General features: G+C 74.5%; 18 protein-coding genes. 14 read left to right on the top strand and 4 right to left on the bottom strand.

What is annotated here, in order from left to right:
• Nucleotides 1-72: 72 nt before the first annotated feature.
• Together ACGF12_RS11715 and ACGF12_RS11710 are read right to left on the bottom strand one after the other, a co-directional pair.
• Nucleotides 73-2,448, bottom strand: coding sequence for a SulP family inorganic anion transporter (locus ACGF12_RS11715; protein WP_393028120.1), 2,376 nt, complete (start codon nucleotides 2,446-2,448; stop codon nucleotides 73-75).
• Between the two features lie 426 nt (nucleotides 2,449-2,874).
• Entirely contained in the window at nucleotides 2,875-3,906 is a 1,032-nt protein-coding gene (locus tag ACGF12_RS11710) for an ATP-binding protein (protein WP_393028119.1), read from the bottom strand.
• A 219-nt stretch (nucleotides 3,907-4,125) separates the two neighbouring features.
• On the opposite strand from ACGF12_RS11710, the gene ACGF12_RS11705 reads away from it, so the two are divergent.
• Nucleotides 4,126-5,016, top strand: coding sequence for an oxidoreductase (locus ACGF12_RS11705; protein ID WP_393028118.1), 891 nt, complete (start codon nucleotides 4,126-4,128; stop codon nucleotides 5,014-5,016).
• Between the two features lie 347 nt (nucleotides 5,017-5,363).
• Here ACGF12_RS11705 and ACGF12_RS11700 read toward each other — a convergent pair whose 3' ends face one another.
• The gene (locus ACGF12_RS11700) at nucleotides 5,364-6,161 is read right to left on the bottom strand and encodes an HAD family hydrolase (protein ID WP_393028143.1); all 798 of its coding nucleotides are present in this window, start codon (nucleotides 6,159-6,161) and stop codon (nucleotides 5,364-5,366) included.
• 825 nt (nucleotides 6,162-6,986) lie between these two features.
• Here ACGF12_RS11700 and ssd point away from each other — a divergent pair.
• The 7 genes from ssd to ACGF12_RS11665 all read left to right on the top strand — a co-directional run bounded on the left by ssd (nucleotide 6,987) and on the right by ACGF12_RS11665 (nucleotide 12,678).
• Nucleotides 6,987-8,111 (top strand): septum site-determining protein Ssd, encoded by a 1,125-nt coding sequence (ssd, locus tag ACGF12_RS11695; RefSeq protein ID WP_393028117.1) that lies wholly within the window; start codon nucleotides 6,987-6,989, stop codon nucleotides 8,109-8,111.
• Between the two features lie 83 nt (nucleotides 8,112-8,194).
• Entirely contained in the window at nucleotides 8,195-9,472 is a 1,278-nt protein-coding gene (locus ACGF12_RS11690) for a TadA family conjugal transfer-associated ATPase (protein ID WP_393028116.1), read from the top strand.
• Between the two features lie 147 nt (nucleotides 9,473-9,619).
• Nucleotides 9,620-10,648 (top strand): type II secretion system F family protein, encoded by a 1,029-nt coding sequence (locus ACGF12_RS11685; protein ID WP_393028115.1) that lies wholly within the window; start codon nucleotides 9,620-9,622, stop codon nucleotides 10,646-10,648.
• A 131-nt stretch (nucleotides 10,649-10,779) separates the two neighbouring features.
• Nucleotides 10,780-11,430, top strand: a complete 651-nt coding sequence (locus ACGF12_RS11680; protein WP_393028114.1) for a type II secretion system F family protein — start codon at nucleotides 10,780-10,782, stop codon at nucleotides 11,428-11,430.
• Nucleotides 11,431-11,487: 57 nt separating this feature from the next.
• Nucleotides 11,488-11,760: a DUF4244 domain-containing protein gene (locus tag ACGF12_RS11675; protein WP_393028113.1), complete on the top strand. Its 273-nt coding sequence runs from the start codon at nucleotides 11,488-11,490 to the stop codon at nucleotides 11,758-11,760.
• Nucleotides 11,750-12,190 (top strand): TadE family type IV pilus minor pilin, encoded by a 441-nt coding sequence (locus tag ACGF12_RS11670; protein ID WP_393028112.1) that lies wholly within the window; start codon nucleotides 11,750-11,752, stop codon nucleotides 12,188-12,190. Before ACGF12_RS11675 ends, ACGF12_RS11670 begins: the two co-directional genes overlap by 11 nt.
• A complete protein-coding gene (locus tag ACGF12_RS11665; protein WP_393028111.1) occupies nucleotides 12,178-12,678 on the top strand; it encodes an Rv3654c family TadE-like protein in 501 nt (166 codons plus the stop codon). Before ACGF12_RS11670 ends, ACGF12_RS11665 begins: the two co-directional genes overlap by 13 nt.
• Here the strand turns inward: ACGF12_RS11665 and ACGF12_RS11660 are convergent.
• Entirely contained in the window at nucleotides 12,673-15,090 is a 2,418-nt protein-coding gene (locus ACGF12_RS11660) for a DEAD/DEAH box helicase (protein WP_393028110.1), read from the bottom strand. The two genes, ACGF12_RS11665 and ACGF12_RS11660, sit on opposite strands and share 6 nt — an antisense overlap.
• A gap of 223 nt (nucleotides 15,091-15,313) precedes the next feature.
• Here ACGF12_RS11660 and bldG point away from each other — a divergent pair, with 223 nt between their 5' ends.
• From bldG to ACGF12_RS11630, 6 genes are all read left to right on the top strand, one after another.
• Nucleotides 15,314-15,655, top strand: a complete 342-nt coding sequence (gene bldG, locus ACGF12_RS11655; protein ID WP_380608663.1) for an anti-sigma factor antagonist BldG — start codon at nucleotides 15,314-15,316, stop codon at nucleotides 15,653-15,655.
• 160 nt (nucleotides 15,656-15,815) lie between these two features.
• A complete protein-coding gene (locus tag ACGF12_RS11650) occupies nucleotides 15,816-16,235 on the top strand; it encodes an ATP-binding protein (protein WP_393028109.1) in 420 nt (139 codons plus the stop codon).
• A gap of 149 nt (nucleotides 16,236-16,384) precedes the next feature.
• On the top strand, nucleotides 16,385-16,753 hold the full coding sequence (locus ACGF12_RS11645) for a cyclophilin-like fold protein (protein ID WP_393028108.1): 369 nt from the start codon (nucleotides 16,385-16,387) through the stop codon (nucleotides 16,751-16,753).
• 137 nt (nucleotides 16,754-16,890) lie between these two features.
• Nucleotides 16,891-17,655, top strand: a complete 765-nt coding sequence (locus ACGF12_RS11640) for a small secreted protein (RefSeq protein WP_393028107.1) — start codon at nucleotides 16,891-16,893, stop codon at nucleotides 17,653-17,655.
• A 170-nt stretch (nucleotides 17,656-17,825) separates the two neighbouring features.
• A complete protein-coding gene (locus ACGF12_RS11635; protein ID WP_387615814.1) occupies nucleotides 17,826-19,358 on the top strand; it encodes a methyltransferase in 1,533 nt (510 codons plus the stop codon).
• A gap of 266 nt (nucleotides 19,359-19,624) precedes the next feature.
• Nucleotides 19,625-20,086, top strand: a complete 462-nt coding sequence (locus ACGF12_RS11630) for a DUF3592 domain-containing protein (protein WP_393028106.1) — start codon at nucleotides 19,625-19,627, stop codon at nucleotides 20,084-20,086.
• Nucleotides 20,087-20,365 lie beyond the last annotated feature (279 nt).

Raw genomic sequence — 20,365 nt, 5'->3', positions numbered from 1 at the left:
CAGGGCGGCAGAACGCGCAGCGGCAGGTGGGCCCGTGCCCCGGCCCGCCCGGCGGGGACACGGACCCGGCTTTCAGGCGGCCAGCTGGGGATCCTCCCCGCTGCCCTCGGCCGGAACCCGGCCGTCCTGTCCCACCCGTTCGGCCGAAACCCCGTCGGGCCGGACCTCTGTGCGGGCCTCGACCGGGCTGAACGTCCCGGCGGCTCGGTCCAGGACGTAGGCCTGGGCGGTGGCGAAGTCGAAGTACATCCCGACCAGCCGCAGGGTACCCTCCTCGACCCGGCGCTCCACCGCCGGGTTCGCCAACAGCTGGTCCAACTGCTGGACCACGTTGGTGATGCAGAGCTGCTCCGCGAGGTCCACCACCGGCCGGTCGGCGAACTCGGCCGGGGCCCGTCGGAGCCGGTCCAGCGAGCCGCGGCCGTTGCGCAGCCAGCGGGCCAGCGGGGTGGGCGGTCCGGGACGCTCGTGCACGCCGTCCAGCAGGGCCTTCATCGCGCCGCAGCCCGAGTGCCCGCAGACCGTGATCGAGCGCACCTCCAGTGCCTCCACCGCGTACTGCACCGCGGCGGCCACCGAGTCGTCGGCCGCGCCGGGCTCGAAGGGGGCCGGCACCAGGTTGCCCACGTTGCGGACGGTGAACAGGTCGCCCGGGCCGCTGTTGGTGATCATGCTGGTGACCATCCGGGAGTCCGCGCAGGTCAGGAAGAGCTGTGAGGGTGTCTGCCCCTCCCGGGCCAGCCGGGCGAGCTCGGGCCGGATCAGCGGGGCGGTGTGCTGCTGGAACACCCGGACGCCGTCCAGCAGCCGGCCATGCGGGTCCTCCTGCTGCTCGATGCAGTGGTGGCCGACCCAAGGGGTCCAGGCCCGGCAGCGGTGCGGGCCCGGCGAACTGCCCGCGCGGACCGTGCCGTCGGGGTCGAGCACCTCGCCCTCCGGACGCCGTGTCACCATCGAGACCCGGCCGCCCGCGGCCTGGTGTCCGGCCCGCCAGTTGTGCAGCGTCTCGTACGCGGCGTGGTCCAGGAAGGAGCCGTCGTGCACCACGGTGACCTCGGCGTCCGCGGGGATCGAGGCCAGCGCCCGGCTCAACTGGGGGGCGGCGGTGAAGGTGAGCGGCCCGTGGGTCTGGACGGTGACCGAGCCGTCGAGGCCGGCCTCGACGTCCACATGGGCGCGGGTCAGCCGGTAGAGCGCGAGCAGCACGGCGGTGCCCGCGCCGAGTCCCACGCCCCACAGCACCCCGAGGCCCACCACGCCGAGCACCGTGGTCAGGTAGACCGGGAACTCCCGGTGCCGGTGCACCTTGCGGATGTGCGCGAAGCTCACCATCTGCAGCCCGACCACCAGCACCAGCGCGGCCAGGGCCGCCAGCGGGATCCGGCGCAGTCCGCCGGTCAGTGCCAGCGCGGCGGCCAGCACCCAGGCGCCGTGCAGCACCGAGGCCCACTTGGTCTGCCCGCCGGCCCGGACGTTGGCGGTGCTGCGCACGGCGCCGCCGGCGATCGGCAGTCCGCCGACCAGGCCGCTGACCGTGTTGGCGAGGCCCTGCCCGCGCAGCTCGCGGTCGAGGTCACCGGTGCGCCGGGACATCCGGTCGACCGCGACGGCGGACAGCAGCGACTCCACGCTCGCGACGGCGGTGACGGTGAGGACGGCGGCGAGCACTCCGGTCAGCGGACCGTGCGGCAGTGCGGGCACGAGCGAGTGCGGTTGCCAGGGGGGCAGTTGGATGTGGGCGAGCCGCAGGTCCAGGGCGAGGGCGAGCGCGGTGGCGACGGCCACGGCGACCAGCGGGCCGGGCACTTTGGCCAGGCGGGCGCCGAACTCGCCCGCTCGGCCCGGGAGTCGGCCGAGCCGGGGCCAGCCCAGCAGTGTTGCCGCGGTCACTGTGCCGACCAGCAGTGCGGGCGGGTGTGGACCGGCCAACTGCCCGGGTAGGGCGAGCAGGTTGGCGATCGCGGAGCTCTGCGGGGAGCCGCCGAGGACGACGTGCAGCTGCGCGATGGCGATGGTGAGCCCGACCCCGGCCAGCATGCCGTGCACGATCGCGGGTGAGACGGCGAGCGCCGTCCGGGCCACCCGGCGTACGCCGAGCAGGAGTTGGAGCAGCCCGGCGGCGACCGTGACGGCGCAGGTGGCCTGCCAGCCGTACTGGGCGACCAGTCCGGCGGTGATCACGGTCAGGGCGGCGGAGGGGCCGCTGACCTGGAGCGGGGTGCCGCCGAACAGTCCGACCACGATACCGCCCACGGCCGCCGCGACGAGCCCTGCGGTGAGCGGGGCGCCAGTGGCGAGCGCGATGCCGAGTGAGAACGGCACGGCGATCAGGAAGACCACCAGGGAGGCGGAGAGGTCCTGGGCCCAGCGGACCCGGGAGTCGGGGCCCGGTGGCGCGTGGTCGGTGGTGTCGGAGGCGATGGGTGCACTGGAGATGTCGAGGGTCATGGTCTTCCCGTCTGTCCGGGGGAACGAACGCAGTCAGGTCCGGCGGTGAGTCCGGGGTGGGGCTCCGGGGCGGATCGGCTGTCGTGGGTCGCGACGGTGTGGCGGGATGGCGTGGGCGCGGCGGGGGAATGCGGGTGTCACCGACCGGCGTTGACCATCAGGCCCGCCAGGGGCCCGGGCGAGGTGCGGAATGTCTCGCGAGGGCCGTCGGGACGGACCATCAAGACTCGGTAAACCGAGAGTAATGAAAGCTTTGCACGGCGTCCTTCCCGGTGGGAAGTGGAAAACCCCTTGATTCACCCCATTGGGTGGTGTTCGAACCGACGGGAATCTGCTGGTGGCGCCGAACGGGGCCGGGATGGCGAACGGGCCGCCGCCTCCCCCGGGGTGAGGGGGAGGCGACGGCCCGTTCTGTTCGTGGTGGGGTCAGGCGGAGGCCCCTGCCGGGGCGGCCTGCCCGCCGGCGGTCGCGAACTCGCCCGCGAACTCTCCCGCGGGCTCGCCCAGCACGAAGTCCTCGTCCACCTGGGTCGCCAGGTCGATGCCGACCTTGGCGTTGGCCCAACTCTCCGCGTTGCGCCGGTGGAAGAGCACCGCCTGCTCGGTGTACCGGCGCGCGTCGCGCCGCCCGTACGCCGCCTCGGCCTCGGCCCGCAGCAGCTCCAGTACCGCCCGGTTGGCCGGCTCCAGCGACTTCAGCGGCGGCTCGGCGCCCTGCTCCAGGCGGCGCACCCAGTCCGACTGTCCGAAGGTGGTGAGCAGGTCGTCGCCGACTTCGCGGCGCAGGAAGGCCAGATCGTCCGGGCCCTGCACCTTGTTGCCGACCACCCGCAGCTGCACGCCGAAGTCCCGGGCGTAGTCGCGGTACTGGCGGTAGACGGAGACGCCCTTGCGGGTCGGCTCGGCCACCAGGAAGGTCAGGTCGAAGCGGGTGAACAGGCCGGAGGCGAAGGAGTCGGAGCCCGCGGTCATGTCGGTGACCAGGTACTCGTCCGGGCCGTCCACCAGGTGGTTGAGCAGCAGCTCCACCGCGCCGACCTTGGAGTGGTAGCAGGCCACCCCGAGGTCCTCCTCGGTGAACGCGCCGGTCGCCAGCAGCCGGACCGAGCCTTCGTCCAGCGCGATCGGGCGGGCGCAGGCGGCGTAGACCGGGTTCTCCTCGATGATCCGCAGCAGGCGCGAACCACGGCCGGGCGGCGTGGTTTTGATCATCTCGTCGGCCGAGCGGATCAGCGGATTGCTGCCACGGAGGTACTCCTTGATCTCCGGCAGGTGCGCGCCGAGCGAGGGCAGCTCGGCGGCCTGGGCATCCGTCAGGCCGAGGGCGGGGCCCAGGTGCTGGTTGATGTCGGCGTCGACGGCGATGGCCGGCCGGCCGATGGCGGCCAGGTGGCGGATGAACAGTGCGGACAGCGTGGTCTTCCCGCTGCCGCCCTTGCCGACGAAGGCGATCTTCATCTGGGGCTCCGGCTCTCGCTCTGGGCCCTGGGGGCGGGCCGCGTGCTCGGGGGGACGCGCGTGCCGAGCGCCCCTAATTGGAAATCGTTATCGTCTCCGATAGTGGCTATGCTAGCCGGGGTTTGGGCCTCGTCGGGGGAGGGAAGTGAGGATTGCCTCTAACGGGTGATGCGGGGTTGCTGTTCCGGGAGGGACCGCCTGTTCATTACTCTCGGGTAGGTGAGCACTGGAACAGATCCCCTCGCCCCGCTGGCCCAGCTCCCCGGGGTGCCCGACGCGGTTGCCGAGGTGCGCAAGGCCGTCGACCGGCTCTACGGCCACCGGGTGATGCGCCGCCGCGCGGCCGAGGTCACCTCCGAGTCCGCGCTGCGCGGCGCCCGTGCGTCGGCGGCCGTGGCCGGGGCCGACTGGCCGCTGGAGGAGGTCCGGCGCCGCACCGACTTCGGCGCGGACGCCGAGGCCCGGACGGTCGGCGCGGCCCTGCGGATCGCCGCCGAGGCCGGCCAGCTGCTGAGCGTCTGGCGGCACTCGCCGTTGCAGGTGCTGGCGCGGCTGCACCTGCTCGCGGTCGGCGACGCCGACCCGGCCGCCGGTCGGCCGCGACGGGCGGGGGAGGCCGCTGAGGAGCTGTTCCCGCTGGAGCTCGCGCCGGTGGACAGCGTCGAGGTCGACATCGCGGTCGGGCCGACGCCCGTGCTGCCGCCCGCGCCGGGCGCGGAGGAGGTCGCGGCCCGGCTGGACCAGCTCTCCCGGCTGCTGGTGGCCCGCGCGGAGGGTCACGGCGTGGGGACGCCGGCCCTGGTGGTCGCTTCGGTGGTGCACGGCGAACTGCTCGCGCTGCGGCCGTTCGGTGCGTACAACGGGGTGATCGCGCGGGCCGCCCAGCGGATCGTGCTGATCGCCGAGGGGCTCGATCCGAAGTCGATCTGTCCGGCCGAGGTCGGCCTGGCGGAGCTGGGTACCGACGCCTACCAGCGGGCTCTCGCGGGCTACCTGGCGGGCACGCCCGAGGGCATGGCGGCCTGGATCGCGCACTGCGGGCGGGCGCTACGGCTCGGCGTGCGCGAGAGCACCGCGGTCTGCGAGGCGATGCAGCGCGGGATGGTCTGAGCGGGCGCCCGTGGACAGGAAGATGCGGCGGCACCTGATCCTGCTGGGTGCCGCCGCTGGTGCAGATTCCGGGTGACCAAGCATGCACCGGAAGTGCCGATCAGACGGGGATCCTGCCCGTTCGTCTGGTCCGGCGGCCCGACAGCGGGTCGGCTGCATGTGGGTGCCTGGATATCTGTACACGCGGTCCGTGGGCCTGAACTGCGTTGTCGGTTTGACCTCTTCGGTCCTGACCGGGTCTCGCGGGCCGTGCTTCATTTGTATCGCGTTTCGGCCGAAAGGGGAACCCGAAACGAGAAGTATGTACCGATTGCCCGTTTTGTTGGACTTTGTACTGACTTGAGGCCTCAGGCAGCGGGGCGGCGTCGGCGGGCCAGGTACCAGATGGCCCCGGCGGTCACGAGGGCCGTCCCGACCGCCACCGCGGTCAGCACCGAACCGCTCGGCGCGGAGAACTCGGGCAGCCGCCGCCGCAGTTCCACCGGCCGGTCGAAGACCAGCACCGGCCACTCCCGCGCCTGCGCCTCCTTGCGCAGCGCGCGGTCGGGGTTGACGGCCGAGGGGTGGCCGACCGCCTCCAGCAGTGGCAGGTCGGTGGACGAGTCGCTGTAGGCGTACGACTGGGCCAGGTCGTAGCCCTCCGTCTCGGCCAACTCCCGGATGGCGGCGGCCTTGTTCTCGGCGTAGGCGTAGTACTCGATCTCGCCGGTGTAGCAGCCGTCCTCGACGTGGAGCCGGGTGGCGATCACATGGTCCGCGCCGAGCAGCGCGCCGATTGGCTCGACCACCTCGGAGCCGGAGCTGCTGACGATCACCACGTCCCGGCCGGCCGCGTGGTGCTGCTCGATCAGCGAGGCGGCCTCGTCGTAGATGATCGGATCGATCAGGTTGTGCAGCGTCTCGGCGACGATCTCGCGGACCTGCTGGACGTTCCAGCCCCGGGTGAGCGCGGAGAGGTACTCGCGCATCTTCTCCATCTGGTCGTGGTCCGCGCCGCCGACCAGGAAGACGAACTGCGCGTACGCGCTGCGCAGTACCGCCCGACGGTTGATCAGGCCGCCCTGGTAGAACGGGCGGCTGAAGGCCAACGCGCTCGACTTGGCGATGATGGTCTTGTCGAGGTCGAAGAAGGCGGCCGTGCGCAGCCCGCTCGGCCGGGGGCGGGCGGGTGCGACCGGTTCCCCGGGCCCGGTGGTGCCGCCCTGGGACTCGTCGGCGTGGTCGTCGGCGTTCTCGGTGGTGTCCACGGGAACCGAGGATAGAGGGAGCCGCAAAACACCCCGCCATTCGGCGTACTCGCGGGCGTGCGGGTTTGTGTTTCTGGCCGCTCGGGTACACCATGGAAGTCACGGATCGTTCGCGACCGTGCTAACCCGGTCCGGCTCCTCCCCCCCGAGTCGGGCTGTGGATAGACGACCCCCGCTCTCCCCCCCGGCGGGGGTCGTCGCACGTCCGGGGCCATTTTCAGGGCTTGAAAGTCCTTCGCGGCGGCTTCCGTGACCGCCCGGCCGACGGTGTACAGGGGGTGTCGACGGCTCGCTCCGTCCACCACCTTTCGTCACTCTGCGTTGCCGTTTGCTCATGGCTCACACGGCCTACGCGGCTGGTTCCGATCGGCTCCGCCGGACCGTCGCGGTGGGGTGCGCGGAAGGCTGCGAGGGGGTGTCGGGAGAGTGTTCGGCCGGGGTGCGGTGAGTGGCCGGTTCATCTCCGTGACCCCCTTTCGTCAATTCTTTGCCGATTAGCCCCCCGCCCGGGTGAACGTTTTCATCCACAACCCACGAGTTATCCACAGGCAATCGGAACGTGGATGACGGAATCCGGATCTCCCCCCACCGTGATGGTCGGCGGCGGTCGCCGGGCAGGGCCTCATCCCCCTTCTCTCCGGAGGTCTGCCGGGCGACCGTCCGCCGCAACCGTCCGAAGCGCGCCCCGCCCCTGGTGGCCGGCGGCGCAGAGGGGAGAGCACCATGTCGACGCCGATCGCCGACCACCTCACCACCGAGGGCCCCGAGGCCGGCGGGCCGCTCGTCGTCACCGAGGACGAGGGCCTGGCCGAGCACCTGCTGCGGCTCTGCGCGGCGGCGGGCACCGAGCCTCGACTGATCCGCGGCGCGCCGCCGACGCGTGAGCTGTGGGAGGGCGCCCCGCTGATCCTGGTCGGGGACGACCAGGCGGAGCGCTGCGCCGGACTGGGCAGGCGCGGCGGGGTGCTGCTGCTCGGGCTGGACCTGGACGACCCCGGGGTGTGGGTCAGAGCGGTCCAACTCGGCGCCGAGCACGTGCTGTTCCTGCCCGATGCCGAGGCCTGGCTGCTCGACCGGATCGCCGACGCGGCCGAGGGCGTCGGTTCCCCGGCGGTCACCGTCGCCGTGCTCGGCGGCCGGGGCGGGGCCGGGGCCTCCACGCTGGCCTGCGCCCTGGCGGTCACGGCCGCGCGCACGGGTCGGCGGACCATACTCATCGACGGTGATCCGCTGGGCGGGGGCCTGGACATCCTGCTCGGCGGTGAGACGGCCCGCGGGCTGCGCTGGCCCGACCTGGCGGGTTCGCGCGGGCGGGTCAGTGGGGCCGAGCTGGCCCGCGCGCTGCCGGCGCTCAAACGGCTCTCCGCGTTGTCCTGCCTGTCCTGGGACCGTGGCGACACCCTGACGGTGCCGCCGGAGGCCATGCGCAGCGTGCTGGCCGCCTCCCGGCGGCGCGGAGGGCTGGTGGTGGTCGACGTGCCGCGCCATCTCGACGCGGCCGCCGGGCAGGCGCTGGAGCAGTCCGACCTGGCCCTGCTGGTGGTCCCGGCCGAACTGCGCGCCGTGGCGGCCGCCGACCGGGTCGCGGCGGCGGCCCGGATGCGGCTCGGGGACGTCCGGGCCGTGGTCCGGCCGGTGCGCGCCGGCGGGCTCCCGGCGCACCGGATCGCCCGCGGGCTGCGGCTCGACCTGGCTGGGGAGTTGGAACCCGAGCCCGGGCTCGGCGAGGACGTCGAGAAGGGCGTCCCGCCCGGCATCCGGGAGAGCGGCCCGCTCGCGCGCTTCTGCGCGACCTTCCTGAACGAGGTACTGCCGCCGGTGCCGGCGGTCGGAGGAGGTGTGTACTGATGGTCCGTCTTCGCAGAACAGGCCCTCGGGGCGGTGCCCCGGGCCCGGGCGACGGTGCGCGGGAGCACCGGCCGCTCAGGAGCGTGCCGCCGCCCGGCGGGCCGCCGCAGGCCGGGCACGGGCCCTGCCCGTACGGCCGGACGGCCCGCGAGGAGCGGACGGCGGAGCTGGTGGACGCGGTGCGGCTGCGGCTGGCCGAGTCGGGGGCCGCCCCGACGGCGGGATCGGTCGCGGCAGTGCTGCGGGCCACCCGGCCGCCGCTCGGCGGGGACGAGGTGCTGGACACCGTGCGCTCGCTGCGCGCCGAACTGGTGGGTGCGGGCCCGCTGGACCGGCTGCTGGCGGCGCCGGACGTCACCGACGTCCTGGTGAACGGTCCGGACGAGGTGTGGGTCGACCGTGGCGGCGGTCTGCACCGAGCCACCGGAGTCCGTTTCGCCGACGCCGAGGCGGTGCGGCGGCTGGCCCATCGGCTGGCCACCGCGGCCGGGCGGCGCCTGGACGACGCCCGGCCCTGGGTGGACGCCCGACTGCCGGACGGCACCAGGCTGCACGCGGTGCTGCCGCCGATCGCGGCCGGCTGCACCCACATCTCGCTGCGGGTCTGCCGGCCCCGGCCGTTCACGCTGGACGAGTTGGTGGCGGGCGGGGCGCTGCCGCCGGAGGGCGCCGACCTGCTGGCCGGCATCGTGCGGGCACGGCTTTCGCTGCTGGTCTCCGGTGGGACGGGCTCGGGCAAGACCACGCTGCTCGCGGCGCTGCTCGGCCTGGTCGGGCCGGACGAGCGGATCGTCGTCGCCGAGGACTCCGCCGAGCTGCGACCGGCCCATCCCCACGTGGTCCGGCTGCAGAGCAGACCGCCCAACCAGGAGGGTCTGGGCGAGTTCACCCTGCGGGACCTCGTCCGGCAGGCCCTGCGGATGCGGCCGGACCGGCTGGTGATCGGCGAGGTCCGCGGCGCCGAGGTTTCGGACCTGCTGGCCGCGCTCAACACCGGGCACGAGGGCGGCTGTGGCACCGTCCACGCCAACACGGCGGCGGACGTGCCGGTCCGGCTGGAGGCGCTGGGCTCGCTGGCCGGGCTCGACCGGCCGGCGCTGCACAGCCAGCTGCGGGCCGCGCTCGACGTGGTGGTGCACCTGGTCCGGGATCCGGGCTCGGGCCGCCGCCGGGTGGCGGAGATCCACACGCTGGCCGGGGACCGCGACGGGCTGGCCGTGACCACTGCGGCGGTGGCCTTTCCGGCAACGGGCGGCCTGGTGCCGGGGGCGGGCTGGGAACGGCTCGTCGGCTTGCTGGCGGCGCGCGGGGTGGCGCTCGGGGTGCAGCCCGGGGCGGGGCCCGGGGCGGGGCCGTTGTGAGCGCGGTGGTGATCGCGGCAGCACTGTCGGCAGGTGGGGCGGCGCGGGAGTTGCGGTTGGTGGAGCTCGGGTTCGTGGTGCTGCTGACCGGATGCGCGGTGGCCGCGCTGGCACTGCTCGGGACCTGGGGCAGGAAGGGGCGATGACATGGACGGCGGCGATGTGATGCAAAGTCAACTGGTGCTCTGTTGGACGGCGGTGTTGTTCCTGCTGGCGGCCGCCGCGTGGCGGGCCGTGCAGGAGCAGCTGCCGGGCGGTCGGCGCTCCAGGCTGGTGCTGGCGGGCAGCGGGCCTCCGGTGGGCGGGTCGGGCCCGGAGGCGGCGGGGCGTGCGAGGGCTCGCCTCCCGGACCTGCTGGCACCCGAACTGTTGCTGCTGCCGGTGGGGTTGGTCGCCGGGCAGGCCTTCTCCTCGCCGGTGCCGGTACTCGCGGCCGTGCTGGCCGCCCTGCCGCTGCGAAGGTGGCGACTGCGGCGGCGCACGGCGGTGGAGGCCGGGCGGCGGGCCGCGGCCGTGGTGGAGCTCTGCGCCGCGCTGGCGGGTGAGTTGCGCGGCGGCTCGACGCCGGAGCAGGCGCTGCACCTGGCCACGGCCCGGCTCGCGGCGGACCCGGAGGGGCTGCGCCGGCTCGGCGAGGAGCCGGTGGCCCGGCTGGCGGCGGGCCGCTACGGCGGGGACGTCCCCGCCGCGTTCCAGCTGCTGGCCGAACTGCCGGGCGGCAGCGGGGCGGCGGCCGTCGCGGCCTGCTGGCGAGTCGCCTCCGACGGTGGGTCGGGGCTGGCCGCCGCGCTGGACCGGGTCGCGGAGGCGCTACGCGGCGAGCGGGCGCTGGCGGAGGAGATCGCGGGGGAACTGGCCGGGCCGCGGACGACGATCGCCGTCCTGGCCGCCCTGCCGAGCGCGGGGCTGCTGCTGGGCGGCGCACTCGGGGCCCGTCCGCTGGACGTCCTGCTGCACACGTCGGCCGGGCTGGGCTGCCTCGTGGCGGGCGCGGTCCTGGAGGGGCTGGGCGTGCTCTGGACGGCCCGCATCGTCCGGGCGGCGGCCAGGGGAGCGCTGGAGCCTCCTCGGGGGGCCGGGGGCGGTGCTCAGGCTCCGGGGGCAAGGGAGCGCGGCGGTGCGCGTCGAGGGCTCATGTGGGCGCGGGCGCTCGGCGGGGGAGCGGAGGCCGGGTGATGCGGGGCTTCGAGTGGGCGGTGGCCGGTCTCGCCGTGGTGGCGACAGTGGCGGCAGGGGCGACCGTGGTGGCGTCGGTGCCGGGCAGAGCCAGGCGGCGGGCGTCCGCCTGGGCGTGGGAGCGGGAGGAGGTGCGGAAGCGAACGCGGCTGAAGGGCCCGAGTGTTGGGCCCTGGCGGCGCGTGGTGCCGACGGTCGGCGCCGGGCTGGCGGTGGCGGTGTTGCTCGGTGGCGGTGCCGGGGCGGTCGCCGGGGTGCTGGCGGCGGTCGGCGTCCATCGGTGGTCGGCCCGGGCACGGTCACCGGCGGACCGTCGGGCGGCCCGGGAGAACGAGTTGCTGACCCGGCAACTCCCACTGGGTGCAGAGCTGTTGGCAGCCTGTCTCGGGTCGGCGGCGCTGCCCTCGGCGGCGGTGTCGGCGGTGGGCCGGAGTGTGGGCGCGCCGCTGGGGCCGCGGCTGGCGGCGATCGGGGCCGAACTGGCCCTGGGTGCCCCGCCGGAACTGTGCTGGACCCGACTGGGCGAACAGCATCCCGCGCTGGCCCCGCTGGCGCGCTGCCTGGTCCGGACGAGCCTCGGTGGAGCCCCTGCGGCCGGCCCGCTGATCGGACTGGCCCAGGAGCAGCGGACGGCCGCCGTCCGCGCGGCCCACGCGCGGGTTCGCCGGGCCGCGGTGCTCGCCACCGCACCGCTGGGGCTCTGCTTCCTCCCGGCCTTCGTCCTGATCGGGGTCGTGCCGGTGGTGATCGGCCTCACCAGCCGTTTCGCCCAGTCCATGTGAATGAACGTCGGCTCCGGATCGGCCGGAGTCGCGGAAGAGATCGAACAGGAGACATCGATGACCGCAGTGATCGCGATCAGGCCCGACGCCGGGCGTCCGCTCCGGCAGTTGCTGGGGGCGTGGCGGCGGAAGAGCCGTTGGGCGGCCGGCCGGGCCGGCCGGCTGGCCCGCCGCCGGCGCCGGTCGGACGCCGGGATGACCACGGCCGAGTACGCCGTCGGAACGCTGGGCGCCTGCGCCCTCGCGGCCGGGCTGTACAAGGTGGTGACCAGCGCGACCATCACCGGGGCGCTGACCGAGATGCTCGAACGCGCGCTCCATGCCACGTAGGACGGCGAGCGGCGGCGCTCGTCCGTGGTCGCTGCGGCCGGCCCGACGCGGCGACGGCGGTTTCGCCACGGCGGAGACGGCGGTGGCCCTGCCCGCGCTCGTCCTGCTCGCGGCGATGCTGATCTGGGGCGTGCTCGCGGCGGCCGCGCAGATCCACTGCGTGGACGCGGCCAGGATCGGCGCCAGGGCGGCCGCACGCGGTGAGGCGGACGCCGCCGACCTCGCCCGCGCGGCCGCCCCGCCGGGGGCGGAGGTCCGGGTCGCGGTCGCGGCGGACACGGTGCGGGTCGACGTGGACGCGCCGTGCGCGGCGCCTGGGAAACTCGGCGGTCTGCTCGCGGTACGGCTCGGCGCGCGGGCGGTGGCGCAGCGGGAGGACGTGCTGGGGAGGAGTGGTTCGGGAGGAGGTGTTGGCGCGTGGCCATCCTGAGCGGCCCACGCCGGGCGGTGGGGCGGCTGGGGCGGGCCCGTACCGCTCGGGCCGCCGCGGTGGGCGGGCGCGGGCCGGACGCGGGCTCGGCGACGGTGTGGTTGCTCGCACTGGCGATGCTGGGCACGGCGGTGTTCGCCGCGACGATCGCGGTCGGTGCGGTGGTCGCCGCCCGGCACCGGGCCGAGTCCGCCGCCGACCTCGCGGCCCTCGCGGCGGCGGACCGGCTGCTGCTGGAGCCGGACGGCGGCTGCGGTCGGGCCGCCGGGATCGCCGCCGCACAGGGTGCCGGCCTGGTGTCCTGCTCGGTGGACCGGTCGGCGGACGCCGTCGAGGTGGTTGCCGAGGTGCCGGTCGGCGGGCTCCCGGTGCACCTGCCGGTCGGCCCGGCGCGGGCGAGGGCCCGGGCCGGACCGGTACGGGCCCCGGTCACCGCACCCGAGGACGGTCTCGGTGACGCCCCGGGCGGCGCGGCGGCGGCCTCATGAACCGCTCGGCGCCCCGCCCTCCGGGTCGGGCCCGGACCCCGCCGCCTCGGGGCTCGTTCCGGACTCCGAGCCTTCCGGGCCCGGCCCGGACCCCGCGTCAGGTGCCCCGGCCAGCAGGACATCCAGCAGTAGGACGGCGGCCGCCTTGTTCAGCGGGTCGTTCCCGTTGCCGCACTTGGGTGACTGGACGCAGGACGGGCAGCCGCGCTCGCACTCGCAGGAGGCGATCGCCGCCCGGGTGGCGGTCAGCCACTCGACGGCCCGCTGGAAACCGCGTTCGGCGAAGCCGGCCCCGCCCGGGTGGCCGTCGTAGACGAACACGGTGGGCAGCCCGGTATCGGGGTGCAGCGGGACGGAGACGCCGCCGATGTCCCACCGGTCGCAGGTGGCGAACAGCGGCAGCAGGCCGATCGAGGCGTGCTCGGCGGCGTGGGCGGCGCCGGGCAGCTGGTCGAGCGGGAGGTCCGCGTCGAGCAGCTGGTCCTCGGTGACGGACCACCAGACCGCGCGGGTGCGCAACGTGCGGGGCGGGAGGTCGAGCTTGCTCTCGCCCATGATCTCCCCGGTGGAGATCCGCTTCCGGAGGTAGCCGACCACCTGGTTGACCACCTCCACCGAGCCGAAGCTGAGCCGCCCCTCGCCCCACGGGACGGTGGTGTCGGTGTCGAGGACGGAGATGGAGGTGATGTCGCGGGCGGATGTGGTGTACGGCGGGTCGGCCGGTTCGACCAGGGCGACCGAGTTCTCCAGGTCGAGCTCCCGGACCAGGTAGGTGCGGCCCTGGTGGAGGTGGACGGCCCCGGTGTGGACGGTGGCGTGGGCGGCCGCCGCGTCCACCGTGCCGAGCAGCCGGCCGGTGTCGGCCTCGACGATCTGCACCGGGCTGCCGCCGCTGCCGCGCAGGTCGACGGCGTCGGCGGCGCGTTCCCGGCGGGTCCAGTACCAGGAGCCGTCGGCGCGCCGGCGCAGCAGGCCGCGCCGTTCCAGCACCGGCAGCAGCGGCGCGGTGGAGGGGCCGAACAGCTCCAGGTCGGCGTCGGTGAGCGGCAGTTCGGCGGCGGCCGCGCACAGGTGCGGGGCGAGCACGTGCGGGTTGTCGGGGTCGAGCACAGTGGCCTCGACGGGTGCGGCGAACAGCGCCTCCGGGTGGTGCACCAGGTAGGTGTCCAGCGGGTCGTCCCGGGCGATCAGGACGGCGAGCGCGCCCTGGGCCTCGCGGCCCGCCCGGCCCGCCTGCTGCCAGAGCGAGGCCCGGGTGCCGGGGTAGCCGGCCATCAGGACGGCGTCGAGGCCGGAGATGTCGACGCCGAGTTCGAGAGCGGAGGTGGAGGCGAGTCCCAGCAGCCGGCCGGAGTGCAGGGCGCGCTCCAGGGCCCGGCGTTCGTCGGCGAGGTAGCCGCCGCGGTAGGCGGCCACCCGCTCGGCGAGCGGTCGGCCGAGCTGGTCCTGGGCCTGGAGGGCGACGAGTTCGGCGGCGCGGCGGGAGCGGACGAACACGACGGTCCGGGTCTGCCGCTCGACCAGGTCGGTCAGCAGGTGCGCGGCCTCGGCGGTGGCGGTGCGGCGCACCGGGGCGCCGTGCTCGCCGACGTTCTCGGTCAGCGGCGGCTCCCAGAGGCCGAAGATCATCGGCCCGCGCGGCGAGGCGTCCTCGGTGACGGCCACGGCGGGCAGACCGGTCAGGCGCCGGGCGGTCGCGGCGGGGTCGGCGGTGGTGGCGGAGGCGAGCAGGAAGGTGGGTGACGAACCGTAACGGGCGCAGATCCGGCGCAGCCGCCGCAGTACCTGGGCGACGTGCGAGCCGAACACACCCCGGTAGCTGTGGCACTCGTCGACGACCACGTAGCGCAGCACCTTGAGGAAGGAGGACCAACGGGCGTGCGCCGGCAGGATGCCCCGGTGCAGCATGTCCGGGTTGGTGAGCACGTAGGAGGCGTACTGGCGGACCCACTCGCGCTCCTCGGGCGGGGTGTCGCCGTCGTACAGCGCGGCCCGGACCCTCGGCGGGGCGAGTTCGGCGGCGCGGCGGCGCTGGTCGGCGGCGAGCGCCTTGGTCGGGGCCAGGTACAGCGCGGTGGCGCCGCGGCCGTTGCGGGCCTCGGTACCCTCCAGCAGGTCGCTGAGCACCGGCGCCAGATAGCCCAACGACTTGCCCGAGGCGGTGCCTGTGGCGATCACCACAGTCTGGCCGCTTTTGGCCAGGTTCATCGCTTCTGCCTGGTGCGCCCAGGGCTGCTCCACCCCGACGGCGAGTGCCGAGGCCACGATCTCCGGTCGGATCGACTCGGGCCACGGCGAATAACGTGCAGGCCGGGCGGGAAGGTGCTCCGTATGGGTGAGCCGGTCGGATCGCCCCCGACTGGTGGCCAGGGTCGTGAGCAGTGCCTCGGGCAGGCTGTGTCGGGGCGGCATGGGGACCCAGTGTGTCACCGGCGTGACGCAGAATCGTCGTAAGCCATCGTGCGGGCATGGTCGCAGGTGGTTGAATGTGGCCGTGACGGCCGTACGGCCGTGGGTCGCAGCGCTGAGGCTTGCCACGCGTTTGGCTTGGCGCGCCCGGGCTCGCGACCATGCGGTGGCGGCCGTCCGGCCGAGGATCGCACATGACGTAGCAAGGCAAGGTGCTGGAGGTTCCGTGGACCTGTCCCTGTCGACCCGCGCAGTCGGCGATCGTACGGTCGTCGAGGTTGGCGGCGAGATCGATGTGTACACCGCCCCGAAGCTGCGGGAGCAGCTGGTCGAGCTCGTCAACGACGGCAAGTACCACCTCGTCGTCGACATGGAGGGCGTTGACTTCCTCGACTCGACCGGCCTGGGTGTCCTGGTCGGCGGTCTGAAGCGGGTGCGCGCCCACGAGGGCTCGCTGCGCCTCGTCTGCAACCAGGAGCGCATCCTCAAGATTTTCCGGATCACCGGCCTGACCAAGGTCTTCCCGATCCACACCTCGGTGGAGGACGCGGTCCAGGCGACCGACTGACGCGTCCGGGCCGGCCCCTGCGGCCGGCCCGCCCGTTCCACGCGTCCGGGGCGCTGGGGCCCAAACGGGCCCCGGTGCTTCCCGGCCGCTCAGGGGCCGACCCGTCCGGCCCACCGGGGCCGTACCTCCGGCCCCCGTCGGAGCACCCCGAAGGGGAGATATGGCAACCGTCGAACTTCGATTCAGCGCGCTTCCCGAGCACGTGCGGACGGCCCGCTTGGTCGCCGCGGCCGTCGCCAGACGGGCCGGGGTCGACGAGTCGGTGCTCGACGAGGTACGGCTCGCGGTCGGTGAGGCGTGCTCGCGTGCGGTCGGTCTGCACCAGCGCGGTGGCATCGGCGGCACGGTCCGGGTCGCGCTGACCGATCAGGAGAAGCGTTTCCTCATCGAGGTCGAGGACGAAGCCGGCCCCGAGGCCCACCTGGCTCCCGGTGCCGACGAGGGCGGCGACCCGGACGAGGACACCCTGGGCCTCGCCGTGATCACCGGCCTGGTCGAGGACCTGGAGGTCACGAACGGCACCGGCGGTGCTGTGATCCGGATGAGCTGGCCGGTCTCGGTCGCCTCCGTCGCCGCCTGAGGGCCCGCGCCGCCTCCGATGCCCCGGTCCCAACTCCTGGGATCCCGATTCCTGGGATCCTGTTGACAAATTGTTGAGCCCGGCGGTTCGCTGCTTCCGGCACGACCGGGTCCGATCGCTGATCGGACCTGTCGCGGAAGAGGAAGCACATGCGGATTCGCATCCTGTGGCCGGCCGGTCAGGCCACCGCCACGCTGCGGGCCACGCCCACCACCGAGGCGCTCTGGGCCGAGCTGCCGATCGAATCGACGGCGAGCACCTGGGGCGAGGAGGTCTATTTCGGCACGCCCGTCAGCGCGCCGCGCGAGGACGGTGCCCGGCAGGTGGTCGAGCCGGGCACGGTCGCGTTCTGGACCGACGGCGACAGCCTCGCCCTGCCCTACGGGCCGACGCCGATCTCGCGCGACGGCGAGTGCCGACTGGCCAGCCCCTGCAACGTCCTCGGCGCGCTCGACGGGGACGCCCAGGTGCTGGGCACCGTCCGGCCGGGCGATCCGATCCGGGTCGAGCGGGCCTGAGCGGCGGCCGGGGGCGGGAGTGCGGGAGCGGGAGCCCGGGTCGGCCGACCGGGGCTGAGCAGCCGGGAACCGGGGCTCGGACGGCGGACGTGTAGGTTCGACGACCGAAGACGACCGAAACCGAAAGGCTTCTCCCGGTGAACAAGCGACTGCTGGCCGTACCCGCCCTCGGCGTGCTGCTCGCGTTCGGCGCCGTCGGCTGCGGCGGCGACGACAACAGCAAGCAGCTGGAATCCTGGGCGTCGAACGTCTGCGGCGCGGCCAAGGACCCGATCGCCCAGGCGCAGTCCGCGCTCGCCGACACCGGCCAGGTGAAGACCGGCGAGGCCCCGGCCGACCTGCAGAAGCGGCTCTCGACGGACATCGGGCGGCTGGCCAAGACCAACCAGGACATCGCGAGCGCCATCGACGCGGCCGGCGCGCCCAAGGTGGACAACGGCGCGGCCCTGCAGAAGGACACCGTCGACGAGCTGAAGAAGGCCGCCGACGGCTACCAGGACGTCCAGAAGAAGCTGGACGCGCTGCCCAACAACGACCAGGCGAAGTTCGCCGACGGGCTGCGCAGCGTGGCCGACCAGGTGCAGCGGCTGGCCTCGCTGTCCACCCAGGCGCAGAGCAAGTTGCAGCGCGGCGAGCTCGGCGCCGCGATGGCCAAGCAGGACGGTTGCAAGCCCAGCCAGGCCACCCCGGGCGCCGGTGCGAGCGGCAGCGCCAGTGGCTCCCCGGCCGCCGGGGGCGCGAGCGTGACCCCGAGCGCCGGAGCGTCCGCCACGGCCGGCGCTCCCAACGGCACCCCCACGCCCGGCGCAACGGACAGCGCGAGCCCGGCGGCCACCCCCTCCGCGGGCGCCGCCACCACCCCGGCGGCCGCCCCGTCCACCCCGGCCCCCAGCGCGAGCTGACCGAGGACGAGGAGCAGCGGGAGCAACGGCGAGGGCCGCTCACGGGAGCGGCCCTCCGGCCCCGGCTGCTGTGTCCGCCGAGGGGCGCAGGCCGGGGCTCGGACTCGGGTGGGTGCGGCCCGGGTGGGCTGGTGGGGCGAGGGTGGCATGGGGCGGGGGACAATGGCGGGGTGATCAGTAGCCCCGTTCTCGACCCGACCCGTCTGGCCAAACTGCGCGAGGCGCTGCTGGCCGCATCGTTCACCGCTGACGGGTGCCTGGACCTGTTGGGCCCCACCGGATACGCGGCGTTGGCCCGTAGCGAGGCCGTCCCGGCGCTGCGTGCCACCCGGGGCGGCAGCCCGCTGGAGACCCTGGTGCGGCTGTTCCTGCTGCAGCAGCCGGTGCCGTACCAGGCGGCCGCCGCCGCGCTGCCGGTGGAGGACTGCCTGGCGGACGGCTGGCTGCGCTCCGACGGGGACCTGGTGCGGGCCACGGTGGACGTCCGCCCGTACGCCAACGAGGTGGCCGGGATGCCCAGTTCGGATGCCTGGGTGGTCTCCGACCTGGGCTGCGCGGTGGGCGGCGCAGGTGGCATCGGCTCCGGGGAGACGGCCCACGGGGTGGCCCGCAAGGACCTGGTGCTGGGGGTCGGCGGCGCGTCCACGACGCTGGCCAACATCACCGTGCGCCGCCCCGTCCGGGCCGCGCTGGACCTCGGTTCGGGCTCCGGCGTGCAGGCGCTGCACGCGGCCCGGCACGCACAGAAGGTCGTCGCCACCGACCTCAACCCGCGCGCGCTGCGGTTCACCGAGCTGACCCTCGCGCTGTCCGGTTTCGACAACACCGAGGCGGTCGCCGGGAGCCTCTTCGAGCCGGTCGGGGAGCGGAAGTTCGACCTGATCGTCTCCAACCCGCCCTTCGTCATCTCGCCGGCCGGCCGGTTCACCTACCGCGACGGCGGAATGGCCGGGGACGACCTGTGCCGCAACCTGGTGCGCTCGGCCGCCGAGCACCTGGAGCCGGGCGGCTACTGCCAGTTGCTCGCCAACTGGCAGCACGTCAAGGGAGAGGACTGGCACGAGCGGCTGGCCGGCTGGGTGGCGGGCACCGGGCTGGACGCCTGGATCGTCCAGCGCGAGGTCCAGGACGTGGCCCAGTACGCCGAGTTGTGGCTGCGCGACGGCGGCGACCACCGCGGCCCCGGCGGCGACTACCAGGCCCGGTACGGCGAGTGGCTGGACGCCTTCGAGGCGGGCCGGGTCGAGGGTATCGGCATGGGCTGGATCACCCTGCGGGCGAGCGGTGCCGAGCGTCCGATCGTGCGGGTGGAGGAGTGGCCGCACCCGGTGGAGCAGCCGCTCGGCCCGCACATCGAGGAGTGGTTCGACCGGCAGGACTTCCTGCGCTCGCACGACGACGCGGGCCTGCTCGCGGCCCGCTACGTGCTGGCCGACGAGGTGGTCCAGGAGCAGGTCGGCGCGCCGGGGGCGGAGGACCCGGAGCACGTGATCCTGCGTCACAACCGCGGCATGCGGCGGGCAACCAAGGTGGACACCGTGGGTGCCGGCTTCGTCGGGGTCTGCGACGGGTCGCTGGCGGCGGGCGAGATCGTGGACGCCATCGCGCAGCTGCTGGGCGAGGACCGGGTGGTCCTGCGGGACCGGGTGCCGGAGTCGCTGCGGCTGCTGACCGAGCAGGGGTTCATCAACCCCGTTCGGTGACCCGCTTTCGGTGACCCGCTTTCGGTGACCGCTTCGGTGGCCTCGGTACGGAGGTCCCCGTCCGGCCCGCGTCCGGTCCCTGCCTGGCCCCGTCCGGCCTCTGTCCGGCCCCGTGCGGCGGAACGCTTCGCGGACGACCCCCGGTTCACCCGCCCGTACCCTCCGGTTCGTCCGGTGGCCCCCGGGTGGCCGCGCCCCGTTGGTCCGCCGCTGTGAGGCTCTCTGTCCACAGGCTGTGGACAGAGCTGGGGAGCCGGGGGCCAGGGGTGGACACGACGACGGCGACGGTGGGCGGGCTGGTGCTCACCCTCTTCGGTGGCGCGCTGCTGCTCTGGTGCGCCGCCGAAGTGCGCCTTCGCCACCGGGTGCGCCGACGGGGGGTGCCGGCGGTGGCCACCGTCGTCGCCGAGAACGAGGTGCACGGGCAGCTGGACAGCGCGCCGCTGCTCTCCTTCTCCGTGCTGCCCCCGGCCGCCGAGGGGCCCGGCGGTGGCCGGATCGCGGAGCTGGTGCTCACCCGTCCGCGCGGGCACACCCCGCTGCGCCGCCCGGAGAGCTTCGCGCCCGGCGCCTCGGTGCGGGTCTGCTACGACCCCGACCGGCCCTGCCGGGCGGTGCTGGCGGCGGGGGAGATCAGCCGGGCGGCGGTCACCGACCTGCTGTGGAGCGCCCTGGGCGTGTGCTGCCTGGCGGCGGGCGCCGGACTGTTGGCCGCGGCCGGCCGCTGAGCTCGCAGCGGCAGCGGCAGCGGCAGCGGTAGCAGCGGCCGCGGCAGCGGTACCGGACAGGCCAGCCGTACCGAGCGCATCGGCCCTACCTGCCGTACCGAACACCTCAGCCGCACCGGCCATGTCGGTGGCCCCTGGCGCGATCCGGAAAGCGCAATACCGGAAGTGCGGCGATTTTTCCGTTGACAGATCTTGAAATTCGTCATTCCATCCTCCGGAACCTGCCGAAGCCCCCCTCCACGGGGCGCGAACCTCCGTCATCGGGTTACCGTTCGAGTG

This window comes from Kitasatospora sp. NPDC048296 (assembly GCF_043201815.1).
Lineage (GTDB): Bacteria > Actinomycetota > Actinomycetes > Streptomycetales > Streptomycetaceae > Kitasatospora.
This window is presented reverse-complemented; position numbering and strand designations above follow the sequence as displayed.